The organism is Singulisphaera acidiphila DSM 18658 (assembly GCF_000242455.2).
GTDB classification, from domain to species: Bacteria; Planctomycetota; Planctomycetia; order Isosphaerales; family Isosphaeraceae; genus Singulisphaera; species Singulisphaera acidiphila.
This window is the reverse complement of the sequence record NC_019892.1, coordinates 1,306,197-1,327,814: the sequence shown is the minus strand read 5'-3', so window position 1 is coordinate 1,327,814 and position 21,618 is coordinate 1,306,197. Positions and strand designations below refer to the sequence as shown.

19 protein-coding genes are annotated in these 21,618 nt (G+C 63.6%); 6 read left to right on the top strand and 13 right to left on the bottom strand.

What is annotated here, in order from left to right; translation table 11 throughout:
* Window positions 1-212 precede the first annotated feature (212 nt).
* The 4 genes from SINAC_RS05170 to SINAC_RS05155 all read right to left on the bottom strand — a co-directional run bounded on the left by SINAC_RS05170 (window position 213) and on the right by SINAC_RS05155 (window position 4,629).
* Window positions 213-584, bottom strand: coding sequence for a hypothetical protein (locus tag SINAC_RS05170; protein ID WP_015244632.1), 372 nt, complete (start codon window positions 582-584; stop codon window positions 213-215).
* A 223-nt stretch (window positions 585-807) separates the two neighbouring features.
* Complete coding sequence (locus SINAC_RS05165; RefSeq protein WP_015244631.1) at window positions 808-1,818, bottom strand: DUF1559 domain-containing protein; 1,011 nt, start codon at window positions 1,816-1,818, stop codon at window positions 808-810.
* Between the two features lie 517 nt (window positions 1,819-2,335).
* Window positions 2,336-4,072, bottom strand: coding sequence for a LamG-like jellyroll fold domain-containing protein (locus SINAC_RS05160; protein WP_015244630.1), 1,737 nt, complete (start codon window positions 4,070-4,072; stop codon window positions 2,336-2,338).
* Window positions 4,072-4,629, bottom strand: a complete 558-nt coding sequence (locus SINAC_RS05155) for a sigma-70 family RNA polymerase sigma factor (protein WP_015244629.1) — start codon at window positions 4,627-4,629, stop codon at window positions 4,072-4,074. Before SINAC_RS05155 ends, SINAC_RS05160 begins: the two co-directional genes overlap by 1 nt.
* 200 nt (window positions 4,630-4,829) lie before the next feature.
* Here SINAC_RS05155 and SINAC_RS05150 point away from each other — a divergent pair, with 200 nt between their 5' ends.
* The 4 genes from SINAC_RS05150 to SINAC_RS05135 all read left to right on the top strand — a co-directional run bounded on the left by SINAC_RS05150 (window position 4,830) and on the right by SINAC_RS05135 (window position 8,129).
* Window positions 4,830-5,525, top strand: a complete 696-nt coding sequence (locus tag SINAC_RS05150) for an ECF-type sigma factor (protein ID WP_020465868.1) — start codon at window positions 4,830-4,832, stop codon at window positions 5,523-5,525.
* On the top strand, window positions 5,522-7,342 hold the full coding sequence (locus tag SINAC_RS05145) for a serine/threonine-protein kinase (RefSeq protein ID WP_015244627.1): 1,821 nt from the start codon (window positions 5,522-5,524) through the stop codon (window positions 7,340-7,342). Before SINAC_RS05150 ends, SINAC_RS05145 begins: the two co-directional genes overlap by 4 nt.
* 102 nt (window positions 7,343-7,444) lie before the next feature.
* The gene (locus SINAC_RS05140) at window positions 7,445-7,777 is read left to right on the top strand and encodes a hypothetical protein (protein ID WP_015244626.1); all 333 of its coding nucleotides are present in this window, start codon (window positions 7,445-7,447) and stop codon (window positions 7,775-7,777) included.
* 25 nt (window positions 7,778-7,802) lie between these two features.
* Window positions 7,803-8,129, top strand: a complete 327-nt coding sequence (locus SINAC_RS05135) for a hypothetical protein (RefSeq protein WP_015244625.1) — start codon at window positions 7,803-7,805, stop codon at window positions 8,127-8,129.
* Between the two features lie 58 nt (window positions 8,130-8,187).
* Here SINAC_RS05135 and ribF read toward each other — a convergent pair whose 3' ends face one another.
* Window positions 8,188-9,144, bottom strand: coding sequence for a riboflavin biosynthesis protein RibF (gene ribF, locus SINAC_RS05130; RefSeq protein ID WP_237722465.1), 957 nt, complete (start codon window positions 9,142-9,144; stop codon window positions 8,188-8,190).
* Window positions 9,145-9,335: 191 nt separating this feature from the next.
* Here ribF and SINAC_RS05125 point away from each other — a divergent pair, with 191 nt between their 5' ends.
* Window positions 9,336-10,472 (top strand): Gfo/Idh/MocA family protein, encoded by a 1,137-nt coding sequence (locus SINAC_RS05125; RefSeq protein WP_157579414.1) that lies wholly within the window; start codon window positions 9,336-9,338, stop codon window positions 10,470-10,472.
* Window positions 10,473-10,538: 66 nt separating this feature from the next.
* On the opposite strand, the gene SINAC_RS05120 is transcribed toward SINAC_RS05125, so the two are convergent.
* The 3 genes from SINAC_RS05120 to SINAC_RS05110 all read right to left on the bottom strand — a co-directional run bounded on the left by SINAC_RS05120 (window position 10,539) and on the right by SINAC_RS05110 (window position 14,533).
* A complete protein-coding gene (locus SINAC_RS05120; RefSeq protein ID WP_015244622.1) occupies window positions 10,539-11,555 on the bottom strand; it encodes a hypothetical protein in 1,017 nt (338 codons plus the stop codon).
* A gap of 50 nt (window positions 11,556-11,605) precedes the next feature.
* Window positions 11,606-13,480, bottom strand: a complete 1,875-nt coding sequence (locus SINAC_RS05115) for a hypothetical protein (RefSeq protein WP_015244621.1) — start codon at window positions 13,478-13,480, stop codon at window positions 11,606-11,608.
* 66 nt (window positions 13,481-13,546) lie between these two features.
* Window positions 13,547-14,533, bottom strand: coding sequence for an AAA family ATPase (locus SINAC_RS05110; protein ID WP_015244620.1), 987 nt, complete (start codon window positions 14,531-14,533; stop codon window positions 13,547-13,549).
* A 217-nt stretch (window positions 14,534-14,750) separates the two neighbouring features.
* Between SINAC_RS05110 and SINAC_RS05105 the strand changes: the two genes are divergently transcribed.
* Window positions 14,751-15,542, top strand: coding sequence for a DUF502 domain-containing protein (locus SINAC_RS05105; RefSeq protein ID WP_015244619.1), 792 nt, complete (start codon window positions 14,751-14,753; stop codon window positions 15,540-15,542).
* Between the two features lie 187 nt (window positions 15,543-15,729).
* Here the strand turns inward: SINAC_RS05105 and groL are convergent, their stop codons facing one another.
* The 5 genes from groL to SINAC_RS05080 form a co-directional block, all read right to left on the bottom strand.
* A complete protein-coding gene (gene groL, locus SINAC_RS05100) occupies window positions 15,730-17,358 on the bottom strand; it encodes a chaperonin GroEL (protein ID WP_015244618.1) in 1,629 nt (542 codons plus the stop codon).
* Between the two features lie 76 nt (window positions 17,359-17,434).
* Window positions 17,435-17,725: a co-chaperone GroES gene (groES, locus tag SINAC_RS05095; RefSeq protein ID WP_015244617.1), complete on the bottom strand. Its 291-nt coding sequence runs from the start codon at window positions 17,723-17,725 to the stop codon at window positions 17,435-17,437.
* Between the two features lie 283 nt (window positions 17,726-18,008).
* Window positions 18,009-19,034, bottom strand: coding sequence for a membrane dipeptidase (locus tag SINAC_RS05090; protein ID WP_015244616.1), 1,026 nt, complete (start codon window positions 19,032-19,034; stop codon window positions 18,009-18,011).
* A gap of 79 nt (window positions 19,035-19,113) precedes the next feature.
* The gene (locus tag SINAC_RS05085; RefSeq protein WP_015244615.1) at window positions 19,114-20,637 is read right to left on the bottom strand and encodes a hypothetical protein; all 1,524 of its coding nucleotides are present in this window, start codon (window positions 20,635-20,637) and stop codon (window positions 19,114-19,116) included.
* Between the two features lie 57 nt (window positions 20,638-20,694).
* The gene (locus SINAC_RS05080) at window positions 20,695-21,498 is read right to left on the bottom strand and encodes a LolA family protein (RefSeq protein WP_015244614.1); all 804 of its coding nucleotides are present in this window, start codon (window positions 21,496-21,498) and stop codon (window positions 20,695-20,697) included.
* Between the last annotated feature and the right edge of the window lie 120 nt (window positions 21,499-21,618).

Sequence of the window (21,618 nt, the reverse complement as noted above, 5' to 3'; positions counted from 1 at the left end):
CGGATCGGCTTGCTTGAAGGGATCGCGCGTTCCCCAAAGGGGGGCAACACGGGACGTTACGCCGTGGAATGAATGAGAGATAAGGATAGAGAGGTGAGTTCGAGAATGAACCCTTCCGCCTCGTCCGGTAGAGACGGGCGGAAGGATTTGCTGTGGAAGGAGACCGACCCTGGGCATCGATTCAATGAAGACGGATTTGCATCAGGACTCGTTCACTCAAAATTAAGGTCGAACGAGTTCTCGCCACGGCTGACCTTGAACGGCCGTACTCCAGCATTGACGCCGGCTTTCTGGGCCTGCTTCCCATCGACTCTCACAGTGTTGTCGCCGATGAGCGTCGTCGCCGTGTAAACGCCGTCCTTGATGGGTGCACTCCGTAGCGGCGCCATCTTTCGTTCGACATTCGTCGGGTCAAAGATGATCGACCCATCATGGACGGGTTCCCCCTTGATGACGACCTTCCCCTTGACGGTCGCCTCCTCGGTGGAAGACTCGACGGCGGGCCTTCCCTCTCCGCAACCGCAAAGGAGCATGGAAAGGAGCGGAGCCGCAATGGTCGCACCAAGTGCGCGGACGTGTCGCATAATCGCTGATCTCTCCCCAGCCGCCTGGCATCTTGATACGAGTCGCGTTCCCCCGTTTGGAAGGGCATGGCCCGCCATTCGGGAAGTTCGCGTCGATTTTCGCTCAAGACCGGCGAGGTGCGTCTTGATTGGTCGTGAACTCGATGGATCGTGGCCGGTCGATCGTACCCGGATCGATCCGGCCGCAATCCCAGGAATGGAGGCGTTCTTCTTGTGGCTTTGCTCAATAGCTGCTCGAGTCGATCACCTCGCCACCGGCGACCGTTCCGAGGGCCCACCACGTCTGAGGATTGATCGATGACTTGATGGCGCGGACCGAGCCGTCCATCATCAGGCAATTGACGACGCCGGAGTGGCGGCTCGAGGCCGTGACCGCTCCCACATCGCTGTCGCTGTTGTTCGCCGAGCCGAAGGCACAGCTAATGCTGTTGGGGGTCATGAGCATGCTGAACCGGGTCTGCCCTGACCGACCCCACCACCACGACCCGCCGACCGGCCACCCGCCCGCCATGTTCGCCTCCGTCACCGGCGCGGCCTTGCAATTGGCGAAGTCCGTCGTGAGCACAGGAGGATTGGTAATGTTCGCGCTGGTCCGGAAGTGGACCGACGTCGGCTGGGCCGACTCAAACTGTGCGTTATTCGTCGCGCCGATTCCCTTGACGACCTCGGAGAAGGCCACCGTGTTGCTCAAACCATCAATGACCGAGTGGAAGCCGATCTGGGGCATCGTGCAGAAAGGGAACGGTCCGTTGAACAGGCTGGAGATCTTGAAGCTCGCCGGAGCCGAGCCTGCGTTCGTGAAGTAATTGTTCGGCCCGGCCGCCAGCGTCGTGCGTGTGATGTCGGACGGGCAGAGGAAGACGTCGATCTTGGTGACCTGAACCGTCTGGTTCACGGGGCTGATGCTGTTCCAGAAGAGATTGCCGCCACCCGAGAAATTCAAAGAGTTGTACAGGTTGCCCTGCTCGAGGTTGGGCAAGAGCATCACCTGGGCCGACGCCGAGTAAAAGCCGATGGGAGCCCCCCCCTGAAGGCCCTCGCCAAACGGGACGATGTTGTTCACCCCGTGATAGTTGTGCAGGGCGAGGCCAATCTGCTTCATGTTGTTGGTGCATTGCGACCGGCGGGCCGCTTCACGCGCGGCCTGTACGGCAGGGAGCAGCAAGGCGATGAGAACGGCGATAATGGCGATCACAACCAGGAGTTCGATTAAAGTAAAGCCGCGACGACGCATAAGACTCTTCCTGCCCGGCCTCAATGCCGCTCCGGCAAAGCCAGGCAGCCCGAAGCTCGGGACGATGAATTGGGAAGTCCTGTGAGTTTCGAGGCGCCGGGTACGAACGGCGTCCCCTCGCGCAGACACCCCGCGCAATCCCAACTTGGCCACGCATACTCCCTGGGAACACCCGATGACCGGTCACGAGTCGCACAACGAGCGGTCCGAGATAAATAACGGGAGTTAAGACCGTTGGATGAACTAAGTTCGCCGGTCGTCGCCTTGACCTCACAACCCGTACGATATTTTTTTTCAATCTTCGCCGATCATTCACCGAGTCGCGTCGCAACCAGCCAGTGGATCCCGATTGGCGGGCCGACTGTCTCCTCGAAAGGCAAGCGAGAAGCGCCGGCTTCCAATCCTCTTGATCCCGCGGGAGCGGAGTGAGGGGATAGGCCATCATGGAGAAGAACGTCTTTCTCCGACCTTTGTTCTCCGCTATGCGTTGCCGCTCTTAGCCCCGCGCCAGCCGGGTTCATTTCGCCGGGGCTCCCTGGGTCGCCAAGCGGAAGTGACTCCGTATTTCTTCGGGCGACAGGGGCCGGTCATAGATCGCGACCTCATCCATCCTGCCAGAAAAACCGCGTCTCCAACCGGTGTGGTGGATGATGGGGTTTTCGATCATGGTTGTCAGCCTTCCCAACAGAAACTGGCAAGGGACGGCCGAAGACTCGCCACGCAGTGGCTGCGTGGCCTGCTTCACTCCATCCATGACTAGCTCCATCTGCTCACCATTGACCTGGGCGACCAGATGATGCCATCGGTAGGGGACGTAGCAGGACTCGGAAAAGAGGTTATCGCCCCCCCCCGGTCTCGCGGGCCAGCGATAGAGGAACCGAACCGAGGCGGGACGGTAGAGGGTCAACCGATTCCGGGACGTCAACTCCACGAGGGAGAGGTGGTTGTTGGTATCCTTAGGTGCCAACAAACTGGCGAGAGTTGCGTGCTCAATGGCTTCCGAGACAAACCAGAGTTCAATCGCGTAGCCAGGGGACCTCGATGGCTCCCAGAGACCGTCCATTTCCAGGTATTGCGTATCCTCGCCGGGCCTGAACACAACACATTGATTGCCCTCCGACGTCGTGGCGAGATGGATCGGGCCGGTGGCCCGTAGCGGCGGCCCCCCCTTAATCTCATTCGGAATCGTGCCATCCTTCCACGATTCAAACCGCCAATAACTCCGAGGGCGAGCGTTGAGAATCGTCCTGGCATAAGTTGAATCGAAGCGCAGCGGGGGGGTGGCCAGGTTCGAGTGGGTGACGAAGTCTTCCGATTTGGTGAGAACCTGGATGTTGCCCGCCCCCGGGTCGATCTCGAAACCTTTGCTCCCCGGCTTCATCAGCTGACTTCGTCGCATCGTGCCCGTGGCGCTCAAGACTGCGGCCTCGACCTCGCCCTCAAAAACCTTGCCCCGCGACGTTCCATCGGGCTTGATGTTCAGACCGAACTCGGTGCCGAGGTCGAGAACGGCCGACCCCGGGCTGGAAACAAGGAAACCCTCGACCCCCTTGGGAACGCGTGCCCGCAGCTTGCCTTGGTGGCAATAGACCTGATCGAGTGAGATCAATTCCAGATCCGCCGGCCCTTCGACAACGAGAATGACCCCGCTGAGCATCGAAAGCGTGGCACGCCCCGAGCGGAACCGGAGCCGACCAGCCGCGATGACATCCCCCTCGGACGGGTGAGACTCATCAGCTAAGTCCCACGCCACATCATCCAGCCGAAGCAGCATGGCCAACCCTCGAGTGGCGTCGATCCGGGGGTACGGTCGCAGCGCAAGGGCAGGTGCAGGGACTGGGACAGGTGCAGGGACAACAACCTTCGGTTTCTTCCCACCGAGCATGGCCACCAGGCCGACAAGAAGCAGAATCGACGCGGCGGTCGCCACGCCCCCCACCCACCATCGCGACCTGAGAAGGCGAAACCGGGAGCGAAAACGAGGACGATCGTCGAGCCGCCGCGCGAGACTCTCCTCGAAGGCCGCTTCCCGATCCCGCTCGGAGGCGCTCCAGCCGAGTTCATCCTCGAGTTGCAAGAAGCGAGGCTCAGCCGAATGCACGACTTTGAGCATGCCCAGCATCCGAACTTCTTCGACAACGGCCCGACGGAACGGCTCGTCTTCGCGAAGTCTTGCCATGAGGTCGTCACGACGAGACGCCTCGATCTCTTCGCCAAGCCAGGCCGACAAAAGATCTCGCAAGTCCCGATCCATTAATCCAGTTCCTTCTGCATACATTCGCGTAGAAGCTTAACCGCGCGATAATGCAAAGTATAAATCGCGCCCACCGACGTTAAAAACTCATCGGCAAGCCCGGAAAGCTTGTCACCGTCCAACCCCGCGCGCACAATCCGGCGCATCTTTTCGGGAAGCCGCGCAATGCAGTGGAGCAGGATCTCGATCGTTCCAGGCACGTCGGTCGAGACGACCCGCTCGAGATCCGCTTCCACGACGCGTGCAAACTCAGCCCGGAACAGCGCAAGGGTCTTCTCGCGTCGCGCCTTGCTTCGCAAGTGCCCGTAAAGCTTGTTGCGCGCAATCCCTCGAAGCCAGGCCCCGAAATCATCGCCACGACGAAACGTGTACAGACTTCGGTAAGCCGCGAGGAAAACGTCCTGGGCCAAGTCATCCGCATCATCGAGATGGTAAACTTGGGCCGCGAGGTAGCTCCGTAACGGGAGGCTGTATTCCCGGACGATCCGCTGGAACGCTTCTCGCTTGCCTTGTAAAACCTGGTCGAGTAATTCCTCGATTTCCGCACCTTGAAGCATACGCGCGACCACCTGAGCCAAGTCGTGCCAAGTCGAGTGCTCTTACTTCTCTAAGTTTGCCGATACCCGCCTCAATCTCACACAAGAATTGATGACTCTTTTTGGGAATTGCCCCCGCCAAGCCTTTTTTCAATGGGATGTGACCGACAGATCGGGGCAAAATCGAACGGGACCGTTCTTCCGGCGGCGAGTCCGGTACAATGGATTCTCGTTCTCACCCGATTCCTCTTCAAGATCGGCCCGGGGCGGCAGAGGTTACGGTGTCGTCGGAAAAGCAGGGATCGGTCACGCACTGGATCGGCGACCTGAAAGCGGGGGACGTCGCAGCCGCCCAGCCGCTCTGGGAACGGTACTTCGCGCGACTCGTACAACTGGCGCGGGCGAAGCTGCGAGCCACGCGGCGGCCGCCCGGGATCGAGGACGAGGAAGACGCGGCGCTGAGCGCATTCAACAGCTTTTGCGCGGGGGCGGCCAAGGGCCACTTCCCCCTCCTCAGCGACCGGGACGACCTCTGGCGGTTGCTCGTCGTCATCACGGCCCGCAAGGCATGCGCCCAGGTCCAGCGGCGGACCCGCCAGAAACGAGGAGGGGGCCGGGTGCTCGACGAGGCGGCGCTGCCGGGCGCGGGCGGCCTGGCCAAAGACGAGGCGGCGGCCGGATTCGACTTCGTCGCCGGTCCTGAGCCGACCCCTGAATTTGCCGCAATGTTCGCCGAGGAGTACGAGCGCTTGCTCAATGCCCTGGACGACGACTCGCTCCGACAGGTCGCTCTCGATCGGATGGAAGGATACACCAACGACGAGATCGCCGAGCGGCTCGGCTGCGCTCGCCGGACCGTGGCGCGTCGGCTCGACCTGATCCGCAAGATCTGGTCCGAGGAGGAGGAAAGCGAATGACGGCCGGCGACCGTCCCGAGGTTCTCGAATCCAGCCCCGCATCTCTCTCCCAGGCCCGACGGATTCACGCGGCCTGCGAGCGCTTCGAGACCGCCTGGCGTGCCGGCGGCTGCCCGAGGATTGAGGAGGAGCTCCAACGGATTCCCGAGTCCGAGCAAGCGGTCCTGTTGACCGAGCTTCTCCCCCTGGAGTTGGAGCTCCGCCAGGGCAGGGGGGAGTCCGTCGCTGCCATCGAGTATCGCAAGCGGTTCCCCCGCTTTACCCGACTGGTCGACGACGTCTTCGGCAAGGCGAACACCGACCGCCGAGGGGCGACCGTCACGCAACGGGTGCGGGCCGAGGTCGACTCCGGTCAGAACCAGGAAGCGACGATCTTCGCCGCCCCGAATTCGACGGCCCAATCGGGTGGCGCTCGCCCGTTGATCGGAGCGTTCGGCGACTACGAGTTACTCGAGGAAATTGCACGCGGAGGCATGGGGGTCGTCTACAAGGCCCGCCAGAAGAGTTTGAAGCGATTGGTCGCGCTCAAGATGATCCTGTCGGGGGAATTTGCCTCGCCGAGCGAGATGGAGCGATTCCACCTCGAGGCCGAGCTTGCGGCCAACCTCGATCATCCCCACATCGTGCCGATCTACGAGGTGGGCGAACACCAGGGGCGGCACTACTTCACGATGAAGCTGGTCGAGGGGAGCAGCCTGTCTCGCCAGATCTTCCGGTTCTGCGAAGACCCGTATGCGGCGGCGCGGTTGCTTGCGACGGTGGCCCGGGCGGTGGACCACGCCCATCGCCAAGGATTTCTCCACTGCGACCTGAAGCCGGCCAATATCTTGCTCGACGCCAAGGACCAGCCGCACGTCACCGACTTCGGCCTGGCCAGGCGCGTCGAGGAGGTCAGCCACCTGACGGTCTCGGGCGCAATCATGGGCACCCCTTCCTACATGGCGCCCGAGCAGGCCTCGGGCCTGCGTCGCGAACTGACCCCGGCCGCCGACGTTTACGGCCTGGGCGCAATCCTCTACGAGCTGCTCACTGACGGCCCGCCGTTCCGCGCCTCGACGGTGATGGAGACGGTGGTGCTTGTCCTTGAGCGCGAACCACCACCGCCGAGCCAGGTTCGGCCTGGCGTGCCTCCCGGGCTCGAGAAGATCTGCCTCCGCTGCCTGGAAAAAGCCCCCCGCGACCGCTATGCCTCGGCGGCCGAGCTCGCGGACAATCTCGAACGGTTCTTGCGGGGCGAGGACGTCGATGGGAACGGCGTCTGGCAAGGGCTGCGCCGCTGGACCCGCCGCGAGCCGGAACTGGTCTCTCGACTCGGCGGACTAGGCCTGATCGCCGCTCTCACTCAATTCAACTATCACAACACCGAGCGACCAATCCTCGCCGTGCACGCGATGGTGATGGCGACTTTGGCCCTCTGGGCCGTCGCCTCGGCCGTTTATCAAATGCTCCTACGTCGCGGGTTCCAGTCGGAGACGGTCCACCTGATCTGGGCGGCCACAGACATCACGCTCGTCACGGTCCTCCTGAAAGTCCTCGATGCGCTCCAGAGTACGCTCCTCGTCGGCTACCCACTCCTGATCGCAGCCTCTGGCCTCTGGTCGCGGACCCGGCTGGTCTGGTTCACCACCGTGCTTGCTGAGATCGGCTACCTGCTCCTCTTCCTCGACCATTGGCACAATCCCGGTTGGGCGTCGAGCCGAGCTCAGTACCCGAACATCTTCATGGCGGCCCTTGCCGTCACCGGGTTCGTCGTGGCCCGCCAGGTCAAGCGAATGTGGGCCCTGAGCCATTACTATGAGCACCGGCCAATGACCTGACCGCGAGGGGCGGCCCGTGCTAACATCATCAACACCCCTCGCGACCGAGCCCCAGCACCTGTCGACCTCATTGCCAATCCCTACTCAGGAAAAGGGAAAGCCATGTCACTCGAATTTCCCGAACTCCCCGATCTACCCGAGATTCCTGAACTCCCCGAAGACTTTCCGATCACCGAACAGACGGTCCGATCCCTCTGGAACGTCGTCCGAGGCCTACACGCCTTGCTCCGAGCCGAGATCCACTCCTCGCGTGCGATGGCGAAGATCGTCCTCGAGGATCGGGAAAATCAGGAAATGCTCCTCGGCATCGTCCGGGGGCACCATACGGTCCTCAGCAGCGCGGTCAACATTCTCTCAGAACTCAAAGGGGAGAATTCTCCTCCTCTCAACCTGCCCCCGATGCCACCCCACTGGTCCTCGTCCGAGAACTGCTGAACCTTCACCAACGACGGAATCGCTCATGATCGAGGTTGTCTGTATCTGCAAGTGGAGGTTCAAGGTCCAGAATGAGCATGCGGGCCTCGCAATCAAATGCCCGAAATGCCGGCGACTGGTCGACGTTCCTATCGTCCCGCCGGCCCTGATCGCGGAGCCCGACTTGCCTTCGGCCTCAACAAGGGTTGAGCCGCCCGCTCAGCCCCCCCTCGTGGCGACCGCGGACTTACAGGCTCTGCTCGTCTCGATCGAGCGACTTGTCGAGATCAACGACTCCATCAAGACGCGCCTCGGATGGATCATAGGGATCATGGTGCTGATCCTGATCCGCGTGCTGACTCGTAGCATCTGAAATCGCACACTAACAAACACTTCTTGATTTTCTCGTGTCTTTTTGTAGGTCCGTTTTCTTACTCTCCACAGACCCGCCGCGTCTGCTCGACGTCGGCCCGGATCTGGGCAAGCAGTTCTTCCAGGTTCGCGAAGGGGCGAGTCGGGCGGAGTTGCTGGAGGATGTCGAGCTCGACGGTCTGGCCGTAGAGGTCGCCTTCGAAGTCGATGATGTGGGCCTCGACCTTGCGGATCTGCTCGCCGAACGTGACGTTCGGTCCGATGTGGCAGGCCACCGGCCAGGTTCTCGATTGACCTTCGAGGTGGGCCAGGGCGGCGTAAACGCCGTCGGCCGGGATGAGGGTATCGACGCCGTCGAGGTTGGCCGTCGGAAACCCGAGCCCGGCCCCTCGGCCTGCACCATGGCTCACGATCCCTCGGATCCGATGGGGGCGGCCCAGGAGGTGGGCGGCTTCGTCGGCACGTCCCTCGTGCAAGCAGCGTCGGATCCGCGACGAGGAGACGAGCTGATTGTCGACCTTGGTTGACCCGGCCATGGAAAAGTCGAGGCCCGCCGATTCGCACCAGCTTGCGAGCAATGCCGCGTCTCCGCCTCGATCACGGCCGAAGGCGAAGTTCGGTCCTTCGACCATCCCGCGCGCGCCGAATTGGCCGACAATCACGCGGTCGAAGAACTCGCGGGCCGTCAGGCCGAGCAGCCAAGGGCCGGTCTTGAAGACACCGACCTCATGAGCCCCCGCTTCTTTCAGGAGCGCGACCTTGCGCTCGACCCAGACGAGCGGGACCGGCGCTTGCTCGGGACGGAGGAGGGCGACGGGGTGGGGATCGAAGGTCAGGGCAATGGCATCGGCCCCGGCGGCTTCGGCCTTGGCACGCAACTGGCGGAGCAGATGCAGGTGACCGCGATGCACGCCGTCGAAATTACCGACCGCGAGGTAAGCGCCCCGAAACCGCGTGGCGACCTCGGCGAAGTTCTCGAGCGTGATCACCGACACAAACCCTCTGTCATGTAGCATTTCGGACACAAGCTCGCATGCGATACGGCGACCGCCGTGCCCGGGTCTAGCCATTATCACCGCGGTCGATCGATGCGGTCAATCCCGCCTGGCTCGACCCAATGTCATCCTCGAGGCGCCTTGGCTATGATAAGGACGAACAGACCGAAGGCGGCGAACCAAAAGGTTCCGAAGCGGATGCACTCGAAACGATGAACTTCCTGATCCTGGGAGATGGGGCCGAGGAACACGCCTGGGCCAGCGCCGTCGAGCGCCATGCCGAGCATCAGCTCTGGGCCGCCTTCCCCGGCTTCGCCGATTTCGCGGACGTGGCCCGCCCGCGCGACTTCGACGATGCGCTTGCATTGGCGGGGGTCGAAGCCGTACTCGTGGGGGGTGACTTCGAAGTCCGGGTCGAATGGCTCCGCCGGGTCGCCGCAGCCGGGCTCCCCGCGATCTGCCTCCACCCTCCGGGCGACGACTCCGAAGCCTACTACCAGGTCGCCCTCAGCCGTGCAGAGACCGGCGCGGTGCTCGTACCCGACCTCCCCGCGCGGCTCCATCCCGGCGTCACCCTCGTTCGCCGCGCCCTCGAGAACAGTGAACTCGGCCTCTTCCGAGGGATCCGCCACGAGTCGTCGGCCATGCCCAGCGACGGCGATCTCACCCGCCACGTCTTCTCCCGAACCGTCGACCTGGTCCGGTCCCTGCTCGGCGAGGTCGAGGCCGTGACCGGCACCGGCGATCCCCCCGGCCAACGGCCCGACCAGAATCTCGTCGTCCAGCTTCGCGGCCCCGAAACGCGCCGCGCCGAGGTCCGGATCGTGGCCGGCCCCGCCGAGCCGGCGCGGCTCATCGTCTCGGGCGATCAAGGATCGCTCACCCTGGAGTATGATCCGGCCTTGACGGGACAGACCCGCCTGGTCCGCCGGACTCCGAGCGGCGAGCCGAGCGTGACCGAACTCGAGCCTTGGGATCCGCACGCCGCGATCCTAGGAGTGCTCACACGTTCGCTGGCGGGAAGCGATGCCCGGCCCAACCTGCTCGACGGCACCAGGGCCATGGAACTCGCCGAGGCCACCGCCCGCAGCCTCAGACGCGGGCGGACCGTCGACCTCCACTACGAGGAGATCAGTGAGGCCAGCAACTTCAAGAGCGTCATGACCTCGACCGGCTGCATGCTCCTGCTCGGCATCATGGTCGCCTTGCCCGCCGCCCTCGCAGGCCCGGCGCTGGGCTGGAACTGGACCCTGTACATCGCTTATGCGATCCCGCCGCTCCTGGTCCTCTTCATGCTCATGCAGTCGTTGCGATTCGCGGTCCGGGAATCGAAGTCCAAAGACGGCTGAACAGGCCGGCAATGGGCAAGCTTCAATTCCCAGTTCGTTCATCGAATCAGGCCACGGCCGCTTGTCCTAGGATGACTTATCGGCCGCCGCCGGGACGCTGCCGGGAACTTCGCCAAAGCTATCGAGGCTCTTACGAAGGGCAGGGGCGAGGGCATCGAACCGTTTGGATTCGAGGGTGTATTTCACCTCGTAGTCGAACCGGCCGCCACGGAATCGGCGTTCGAGAATCGTCATTGAGAACGGGCCGCGCTGGGTGCGGACGACCGTCTCGAGCGCGTCGAGCTTCCCCTGCTTGATGACCTCGCACGAGAGGACCTCACAATTGGGCTCGACCTTGCGGAGTTGGTCGGGGACCTCCTTGACCAGCGTCTGGAGGTCCAGGGGGCCGTGCGGCTGCGCCAGGACAAGGGCATTGTCGGACCAGATGCCCGTGGCCGGTCCATTGGCGAAGAAGAGGGCCACTTCGCTGGGGGCAAGCACCGGCCGCCACGCTTCAGGCAGGTCGATCGCGAACTTGAACTCACGCTGAACCCAGCGGTTAGTCGCCTTGTCGAGCAGGTCGGCTCCGGTGTTGGGGGCGGAAAGCTCGATCGAGGCCACCAGCGCATCGAATAACGGTCGGGCGGTGGCGTAGGTGGCGTCGTCCACGTTGAGCGTCAATGTGTACATCTGCCGATTTGCCAGGATCCGCACGCTGAGCTCACGCCAAAGGCCCCCCGAGCTGGGCCGAAATTCCCAGATGGTCTCGAGCCGGTCGCGCTTCGGGTCTTTGACCACCTCGTTCCGGGCAAGCTTGCGGCCCGCCGGGCCGGCGCGCTTGGCGTTGCCATCGATCCGGGTCCGGTACTCGTCAAGGTTCTCGGGTGCCAGGCCAAGCTCGCAAGCCACCACGCCGGGGCGTTCGGGATCGTCCTGGGGGATCAAGGCGACGAAGACGCGGTCCTCCTCCTCGCGAGCGGCGATCGGCCAGTCCTTGGGGATCGACGCCTTGACGCCGTACTTGGGCGCCTCGAAGGAGACCGTCGGCGAGACCGGTTCGTCGGCAAAGGCCAGCAGCGCGAGCAGCGGGATCAACGTCGGCATGGCGGCGGTCCTCGCAGTCCGGGTCATCAGGTGGGAAGGAGTCCGATCGATCAGGAATCGCGGATAAAGTCGGCCGCGAATGAGCGTACGGTCTTGCCGTTGAGCACGTGGAACCGGCGGAGCTGCTCGATGAGCTGGCCGCCGAAGCGGTGGAGCGGGAGCGGGACGATCTTACGGCCGTAGCGCCGCGCCAGCCTCCGCCACGAGGCTAGCGGCGGCCGCGCGCTCACGACCGCGACGTGGCGTTCCTTGCTGTGCAGAAAGGCGGCGGCCAAGAGGCGTTCCTCGAGCGTGTCGGCGAAGTTGAGCCGAGGGTCGTCCCAAATGTCGGGGATCGGGCGCGGAGGGAACAGGAAGAACGCACCGCCGTACTCGGCCTGGGCGATCCCGGGGCCGACCATGTTCTTCATGTGGTCGGTGGCATAGAACGCCAGCGTCGATTCCTCGGAATGCTCGGCGTACCAGGTGGCGCGGTTGGTGTAGACCTGTGGGTCGGCCGGCACGTCGAAGAGAAAGACGACCACCTCGATCGTCCCCCGGCTCGGCGGGATCACCTTCACATAGAGGTCGCCGGTGTGCCAGTTCCGAAGCGTCTCGCGGATGTCGAGCCCGTCCATCACGCTGGACGTGAACTTCTCCGACCGGGCAAGGTCGGCCCCGAGAATCGCCTTGGCCTGGTCGCGGACGTGGCGGTGGAAGCTCTCGATCCGATCGTCTTCCGGAGGCCAGGAGCACATCCCAAACGGGTTCCAGCGCTGCTTCCAGGCTTGGCGATCGCGTTCGGGAGGGCGCGGCCTCAACTCGCAGGACCGCCAGCTCAAGGCTTGGCCCGACAGCCGGCTGATCATCCGCGCGGTGCCCCAGCCCGGCACGTCCGCCTGGTCAATCCCCATCCGCAACAAGCCGCCAGGCTCGTGCTCGTCCGACTTCGCCCCCTTCGCATAAGGATATTCCCGTGCCGTCTCGGCCAGGGCGAGGGCAAAGTCATCGCCGGCCGTCTGCTTCGCCGCGATGATCAGCGAGTAGAGGTCGGGGGTCAGCCGGCGCTCGATCAACGAGAGGTTGCGCACGTAACGGAAGAAAATGGCGAGCAACTGGGGCGTAACCCGCTGCGCGACCTTGGGCAACTGGACTTTCAAACGGTCGCGAGCCTGGAGCACCATCTCCTTGACGCCGTCGACCGAAAGATTGTCGTCGAGCTCGAGCTCGCGACGACCGCGTTCATAGAGGCCGGTCAGGAACGGCAGCTCGCCGAGCAGAAAGATCAAGGTCGCCGGATCGGCGGAGAACGTCTGGACCGGCGAGAAGAAGGGGTCAGGGTCCGGCGTCTCGAGCCCACGCTCGTAGGCATCGCGGATCCAGGGCCAGTCGAGCAGGGAGATGACGAGTAGGATCGAGCGGTGCCTCGCCTCGAGAGCGCGAAGCTGGCTGGCCATCCAGGCGATCCGGTCGGCGTGCTGGCCGGGGGAGGGGGGGGGGATGGCAGGCAGCATGGCCGCCGCAAAGCCTTCGGGGCTGACCCGTTTCAGGGCGTAGGGGTCGGGAAAGACCCCGGTCTTCGCCTCGAAACGAGGGGTCTCCATGTCGATGAAGGCTCGCGCAATTCGCTCGCCGATCGCCACCCGAAGCGCGGCGATCACTCCTTGGCAGGGGTCGATCGGCACGTAGCTGAAACCGTGGGTGTCGTCATCAGGGTCGGCGTCGAGCTGCGCCACGACCGAGATCGCCGGCAGACGCTCAATGGCCTCTTCAACGTCATCCTGAAACGAGGGAGGCAACGGCACGGCCACACAATCGTAGTGGCGGTTGAGCAGCTCCTCGCGGACCCGGATGGCGAAGTCGCCCGAGCCGTGGATGATCGGCATCACGCGGATGCGCGGACCGATCCGCAGGAAGTCTTCGGACGTGGGTCTTGGTGGCGTCATGGTCGGCGAGCTGGCTCGGAATTCCAAAAAAAGAGAAAAAAGGGGAACTGCCCCACCCCCCACCAATCAAAAATCCTCGTCTTCGTCCTCTTCCTCGTCTTCATCGTCATCATCATCCGCGTCCGGGTGGAGCGGATCCTCGGGCCCAAAGAAGAGGTCGCCCAGGCCCATCGGTGCGTGTTGTCCTCCCATCGCGCGACGCTTGCGGCGGGCGAGGTCCTCGAGGTCGGCGGCTTCCTCCCCGAGGACACAAATGAGGGCCTCGCGCCAGGCCGCGTCTCGGCCCAGGGGGTGCGTGGGGTCCTGGGCCATCCGTTTCAGGGCGTAGCGGAGCAGGTTGATCCCATCGCGGGGCGAGAAGTCGAGCTTCAAGGCGTGCGCCTGCTGGAGGAACTCGACGGTGAGGGCGAGCAGTTCAACCTGGGCGAACGGCAGGTGATACTTGAGGATCTCCATCTCATCGTCGCGGTTCGGGAACCCCAAGGTCAGGGTCGGCTGGAGCCGCGAGAGGATATAGTCGGGGACCTCGTAGGTGGACTCATCCTCATTCATCGTGACGCAGGCGCGAAAGTTGGGGTGGGCGGGGATCATCACCCCGGCGACCACACTCTCAACATAGCGGCGATGATCGAGTAGGGGCGCCAGGCTCGCCCACGACTTCTCGTTCATCCGGTTCCCTTCGTCGAGCACGCAGACGCCGCCGGTCAGCATGGCTGAGACCAGGGGGGAGGCGTGATAGGCGATCTTGCCGCTCTCGGCCAGCACCGGGGTGACGAGCAAATCTTCGGGCCGGGTATCGGCCGTGCACTGGTTGATGTAGAGCGATTGCTCGCGGAGCCGAGCGGCGGCCATCGCCAGCGTCGTCTTGCCGATCCCAGGGGGGCCGAGCAGACGCGGAGAGAGGGGCCGGTCGCGGGGATCGACCACCAGCCAGCAAGCCAGCAGTTGCTTGAGGATCGCGTCCTGGCCGATCCAGCTCTGCTCGGTGGTGTCGGGATTGCTCAGGTGGAGCGTTACGCCCCCGATCTCGACCGTTTTCGTCTGATCTGACATCACATCTCGGTCCGGTTTCCGCGCTGGTCCCGTGGGCCCGGTTCGAGCCGCAACGCGGGCGACCACCACGTTGGATCCAGTGTAACCGTTCGACGGCCACCGGGCGAGCGCTCCGTCTTCACGGTGAGTTGGCGAGGCCCGATTGTCAAGCGGCATCGCGGCGACTAAGTTGTGACGATGCCCCTGGCAAATCGTCATGTCCCCGGAGCCGAGACTTATGGAGCCCGTTCCCCCGCTTTCGGAAATTCCGAGCGACCACGACAAAGAAACCGGGGCGTTGCAGACGGTGGGCAAGGCGATCCGGACACGGGTCCTCAGCGGGCTCTTCCTGGCCCTGCCCATCGCCTTGACCTTCTGGATCGTCTACTGGCTCTATTCGACGATCCAGGGAATTGTGGTGTTGCCAACAGGTAGGCTCACCGCCAGGCTTTATCAAGACGCCCCGCCGCCGTTCTGGTGGGAAGGCGTTGTCGCCCCATTCCTCGGGGTCGTCGCCGTCCTTGGCTTCCTCTATGTTCTGGGACTGCTCGTCCATTCATCCTTGCTCCGCGCGGTCGACTGGGTTCTGCTCCGTGTCCCGATCGTCACCACGATCTACAAGGCGCTGACGAACGTGGCCCAATCGCTGGGCAACCAGATGCAGAGCAGCCCATCGAAGCGCGTGGTCCTGGTCGAATTCCCCCACCCCGGGATGCGGGCCTTGGCGTTCGTCACGAACACGCTGACCGACCCGGCCACCAATCAGACGATCCTCTGCGTCTGCGTCCTGACCGGCGTCATGCCCCCCGCCGGGTTCACTCTCTATGTTCCGGAAGAGTCGGTGACCAACCTTGATTGGTCGGTGAACCAGGCCTTGCAGGCGATCCTCTCGGGCGGGATGACCTCGCCGACAGTCATTCACTTCTCCAACGGACTCCATGTCCCCGCAACAACCGCCGGCCCGCTCATCGACCCTCAGGGAAACCCGATCGAACCGACCCACACGCCGGAGCACGCGACAGAGAATTGATCGCTCCGAGAGATTCCCAACGGCCTGGCCGTTCTCGTAGCACGGCCGGCCGTATGTCGTCTGGTTCCAGGCGAGCGAAATCTCTCAGGCGAGCGGACTGGAATCCATAAGAAAAGGGAGCCGGACGAATCCGGCTCCCTTTTCTTGCATTCGGTATTGTCGACCCTGTTTTGAGCAGGGGGTCGGCTCAATACATGTCGTCGTAACCGCCGTGGCCGCCGCCGCCCGCGGGCTTCTTGTCTTCGGGGGCGTCGGCGATGAGCGCGTCGGAGGTCAACAGCAGGATGCTGACGCTCGCGGCGTTCTGCAGGGCCGAACGGGTGACCTTGGTCGGGTCGATGATGCCGGCCTTGACCAGGTCGGTGTACTCGTCCTTCAAGGCGTCGTAGCCGAAGTTGCCTTGGCCTTCGGCGACCTTGCTGACGACCACGCCACCGTCCTGGCCCGCGTTCTGGGCGATCTGGTGGATCGGAGCCGAGCAGGCGCGGACGATGATCTGGTAACCGGTCTCTTCGTCGGCGTTGAGGCCGGCCGACTTGACGGTCTTGGCGGCGCGAAGCAGGGCGACACCGCCACCGGGCAGGATCCCTTCTTCCAAGGCCGCGCGAGTGGCGTGGAGGGCGTCCTCAACGCGCGCCTTCTTCTCCTTCATCTCGCTCTCGGTCGCCGCGCCAACGTTGATCTTGGCGACGCCGCCGGCGAGCTTCGCCAGCCGCTCTTCGAGCTTCTCACGATCGTAGTCGCTCTTGGTCTCGGCGATCTCACGGCGGATCGCTTCGATGCGGCCCTTGATCGCGTCGCTCGTGCCCGAGCCTTCGATGATCGTCGTGTTGTCCTTGTCGACCTGGACCTTCTTGGCCTGGCCGAGGTCGGTCAGCGCGACGTTCTCGAGCTCGAGGCCCAGCGCCTCGAAGATCGGCTTGCCACCGGTCAGGACGGCAATGTCTTCGAGCATCGCCTTGCGGCGATCACCGTAGCCGGGGGCCTTCACGGCCGCGCACCGGAAGGTGCCACGAAGCTTGTTGATGACCAGGGTGGCCAACGCTTCGCCTTCGAGGTCTTCGGCGATGATCAAGAGGGGCTTGCCCGTCTGAGCAACCTTCTCGAGCACCGGGACGAGGTCCTTGACCGACGAGATCTTCTTCTCGTAGATCAGGATGTAGGCGTCTTCAAGGACCGCCTCCATCGTGGTCGGGTTGGTGACGAAGTAGGGGCTCAGGTAACCCCGGTCGAACTGCATCCCCTCGACCCACTCGACCTCGGTCTTGAGCGACTTGCCCTCTTCGACCGTGATCACGCCGTCTTTGCCGACCTTCTCGGTCGCTTCGGCGATCATCTTGCCGACCTCGGTGTCGAAGTTCGACGCCACGGTGGCCACCTGCTCGGTCTCCTTGGTGCTGGAGACCTTGGTGCTCAACTTGTGGAGCTGCTCGACGATGTCGGACACGGCCTTGTCCATCCCGCGCTTCATGAGCATCGGGTTGACGCCGGCCACGACGGCCCGAAGGCCTTCGTTGTAGATCGCTTCGGCCATGACGGTCGCGGTGGTGGTGCCGTCGCCGGCAACGTCGGAGGTCTTGCTGGCGACCTCCTTCACCATCTTCGCGCCCATGTCCTCATACTTGTCTTCCAGCTCGATCTCTTTGGCGACGGTGACGCCGTCCTTGGTGACCGTGGGCGAGCCGAACGACTTCTGGATGATGACGTTGCGGCCACGCGGCCCGAGCGTCACCTTGACCGCACGGGCCAACTTCGCCACACCGCGCTGCATCGCCTGCCGGGCGTCCTGATCGAACGCGATCATCTTGGCAGCCATGAATCAGTCACTCCCTCTCAGGATATTTCGATTGGATTGGGTCACAGGTCTAGGAGGTAGGTGCTTCCGCGGTCCGTCAGTCAATGACCGCCAGGATGTCGTCTTCACGCATCAGGAGAACCTTCTGGTCCCCTTCAATCTTGAACTCGTCCCCCGCATAGGACGTGAACAAAACCTGATCGCCGACCTTAACCTGCAGCTCGCGGCGCTTGCCGTCCTTGGTAATCCGCCCCTCTCCCACGGCGAGGACCTTCCCCTTCTGCGGCTTGTCCTTGGCAGTGTCGGGCAGCACGATCCCCCCGGCGGTCGTCCCCTTCGCTTCTTCTCGCTCGACCACCACGCGATCGCCCAACGGCTTGAGATTCATCGGTCCGGTCTCCTTGCAGTGCAACCTAAGCCTCGGGCAACCCCGAGAACCCTACGCAACCGATGCATCCGCCTGGCGATCCAGGCGAATGCAGGCGCTAGATGACATGCCCGGGAGTATGCAAGAGACGTGCCTTCAAAAAAATCGACTCTCAACTCATTGGTGACCAACAAGTTAAGGTGTCCGACCTCAGATACCGCACGCCGCCTGGTCTGCCGATCGAGACACCTTGGCCCCGCTCGGCTGCCATTTAGGCAGGGACTCCCTCGAGCAGGTCGCCGGCTCAGTCCCGTGGCGGAGGGTTCACGACGCGGGTCAGCAGCGCCCAGGCGTTCCCCTGGATCAGCGCGGTGGCGGTGTCCACGTCGAACGACGCGGCGAGCCAGGTGACGACCTCGCCGACGGTGCCCAGCCCGGGGAGGGTCTGGTCCACGCCAAGGAAGTCGGTGCCGATGGCGATCCCCTCGACTCCCGGCCGGCCCAGGAACGGGATCGACGCCGTGGTCTCGATCGCCCGTTTGATCTGGTCGGCCGTGGTGAAGAAGGGAGGACTGACGCTGATCCCGACCACGCCGCCCAAGGCGCGGAGCCGGGTCAGATTGTCGAGGGTGATGGCCCTGGGGCTGTCATAAGCCTCATGCCACAGCGTCCCGTGGCTGTAAACGGGGATCACCCGTGCGGCTCGTTCCGGCTCGGCTTCGAACCAGGCGAGGGCCTCGGAGGCGGCCTTGGGGTTGAGATGGGCCAGGTCGAAGACCGGGTGCGGACCGCCGGACTCGGCTCCCAGGTCGGCCAGCGTCTGCAAGAAACGTCGCCCCAGGTCGGTCAGTCCGCGATCGTCGCCAGGGGCCGACGACCCCGCCAGCACGCTGGTCGCCGTGTAGACCGGCTGGAAGAGCCGGACTCCACGTTCAAACAAGCGAGGCAAGCGGTCGAGATCCTCCGGGCCACGCACGAGAGCATCGAACCCCTCAATGCCGATCAGCCCCCAGCAGAGGCCCTCCGGATCATCAAGGCAGCGCGTCAGGTCCTCGGGGCCGATCAGCAACCGGCCCGGGAATTCCGCCTCGATCCGTGCGAGCAACTCGCCGAGAGCCGCCCAGGGATCGGCCTGACTCGCCCAATCGTCGACCCTTCGATAGCAGGAGAGGATCGCGACCCAGGTCCCTTGCAAATAACCTTCCGATTGCCCCAGGCGGCCGAGCACACCGGGGTAGAGCGCCGGGTCGAAGACGGACGTCTCCTGCGCGTACTGCAGAATCCAGTCGGTGTGGAGGTCGATCAGGCGAGGTGGAGTCTTCGATTTCATCGTCTTTCCCGATCTGCGGAACCCGTGGCGCCCGGATTTCCCTTGTTTCCCGGTTCAAAGCGGCCTAACAAGCGAGATTCTAGCGGTTGATGAAGGACTCGAGCGGCACGCGTTCGAGGAATCGCTGAACGACCCCTCGAAGCCCGGTCCAGCGAACGACATCCTGCGTGACCTTGGTTTCGTTCCGGCCGACCCAGGCGACCGGCGGAGCATCAGCCAGGAGCGGGTTGCCAAGCTGGCCAGGCCAGACGGCTCCCAGGCGATGCGAGGGGAGGGAACCCCAGAAAGCGCGGACCGTGGCGCCGGCCGATCGCGTAGGATCGTCCTTGGCCGAGAGGCTGGCCGCAAGCGGGGACTCGCCCCACCCGAACAAGAGGGTCGAGCCGCGTTGAACCATCACAATCGGCTGATTCCAGACCTCGCCCAAAATCAGGCCCCCCTCCGCCCTCGGCTCGAGCTTCGCTTGCCCAAAGGCCGACGCCAGGCGAGGAACAAAGCGCGTGGCAAGCCGCTCGGCGACCTGAGCGTCGGCGACGTGCAAGGCCGCCACAATCGCGGCGATCTCCCCTTTCTGATTCGACGTGGCAAAGGCCGTGAGGCCGCGAACCTGGGGAAAGAGGTCGACCTCGGGCTGGACTCCCGTGCCAAGAGACAGCAAGGTCAGCCGCGTCCGCAACGGGGCGAGCGAGTCATTCCCCGGGGCAGCGCGTTCCACGCGATCGGCCCAGGCGAACCGCGCATCCCAGGCCTGCGGACTCGCGTCGATGGAGAAAGCACCGGCCGCAATCACCTCCGAGGCCGGAATCCAATCGAGCCAGGTGGGCTCGATGATGGGGCCACCGAGCGTGGTCTTGAGTTCTCCCGTCATCGCGACTTCAACCGTCTCCCCCTCAATCCCGGCTCTGCCTTCGAGGCTTCGCCAACCACTCGCCCGGACCGCTTCGACGAGCCGCCGACCGGTGGCCGAACCCGCCAACGGAAGCGCCTCGGGGTTAAACTTGACGATCCAGCCGGAAGCGTTCTCGGAGAGTTCGAGATTCTTGAGGGCACCAGCCGCGTCCAGGGCCGACGGGAGATCATCACGCGAGCCGGCGAGCGCCAGCTTACCCGGAATCCGGAGGGACAGGGGGGCGCCCAGCCGACCAAGGCGGTCGACCTGCATATCAAGATAAGGAGTATCGGGACCGCCGTCGGTCAGGGCCATCGCGGTGGTCAGAGCCGAAAGGGCGCCGTCGTCTCGGGGCGCAACCACGTACCACCGGAGGTTTCCATTCTCCGGATCGAGGCCCAGGCCAATCTGCCCGCCGTCAAAGTTGCGCAGCTCGCGGATCATCCCCGGATTGAGCGCGGCGATCGCGGCCTCGCTCGCCTTGGCAAATCCTTGAAGATCGCGCGTCGCACGCTTCCAGGCCGCCAGCGCCGCGGCCGGGTGAGGGGCTCGCGCCCCCTTGAACAGGGCGATCAGCCGCTCGAGCTGTCGGTCGGGATGCACCAGCCGAATTGTCAGCGCCTCGGTCGGCTCGGCTCCTTGCGCCCGAGTTGCTCCGACGCTGACACCGACGCTAACGCTCACCATGAGAATGACGATTGCCTTGTAGCCCATCTCCGCTCCTGGGTGGCAAACCTGGGTTCGCCTTGGTTTCTCGCACATTGATGACCGCTACGATCCGTTGGGTTCGTCAGTCCCGATTGTCGTCCATCCCGGCAAGGACTTGAACTCAAAGGTCTCGTCCTCCAAGTGAACGTCGCGGGTGAAAGCCGTGAACCGGTAGTGCTTGGACTCTTTGCCTCCCGGCACGATCAGGACAACGGAGCGAGGAAGGTACTGACTCTTGTCAAGCTGCATAAAGGCATGAGCAAACACGGTCTTCCCGATCGGGGTCAACGGGGTGAACCTGATTATGGCCTCAGCCGCCGTTTCCTTTACGAGCTCGATGGTGAATGCGGCTTTCGCTTCCGCCACGTGCATGTCGAACAGGAATGGGAGGCGGCTTTCCTCCCCCAGATTACTCAAGGGATTCAAGGCCGGCGCCAGGAGCAATGACCGGAACGCGGAGCCAAGGTCCTTCACATCTCTCCAATTACCCAAGGGCAGCACATAGACCTGCTTCGCCTCAAAGCGGTACTGATAGGCCCGCTCTCCGTTCCGGACCATTCTCACGAATGGAACCTTGGTTTGACCTGTGACTTTCTCGAGCTCAAGGGACCAACAGTCAGGTGATTTCCGCAGAAATCTCCCTTCATACGTCTTATCATCCCACCCCGAGGACCGGTCGATCCAAGAGAATTTGACATCCAGATTGTCGCTTACGCCACGTTTTTCCCAACGGGCCAGAAGCTCATCCAAACCCAGGTTGCTCGGCATCTCCTGACGAGACGACAATGGGGCCGATGGATCCTGGGCCGTGGCGATCAGGCCGGAGGCCACCCACCACAGAACTCCGCAGATCAAGAACCTGCGCATCGGAATCCTCCCTGCTGAGGTTGGGTGATTGACGCCGCTGTCTTGATCTCATAATTCTTGGCGGAGTCCAAGTCCGCTTCGATCTTATTTCCCGCGTACCCGACTTGGTAGACTGGGATT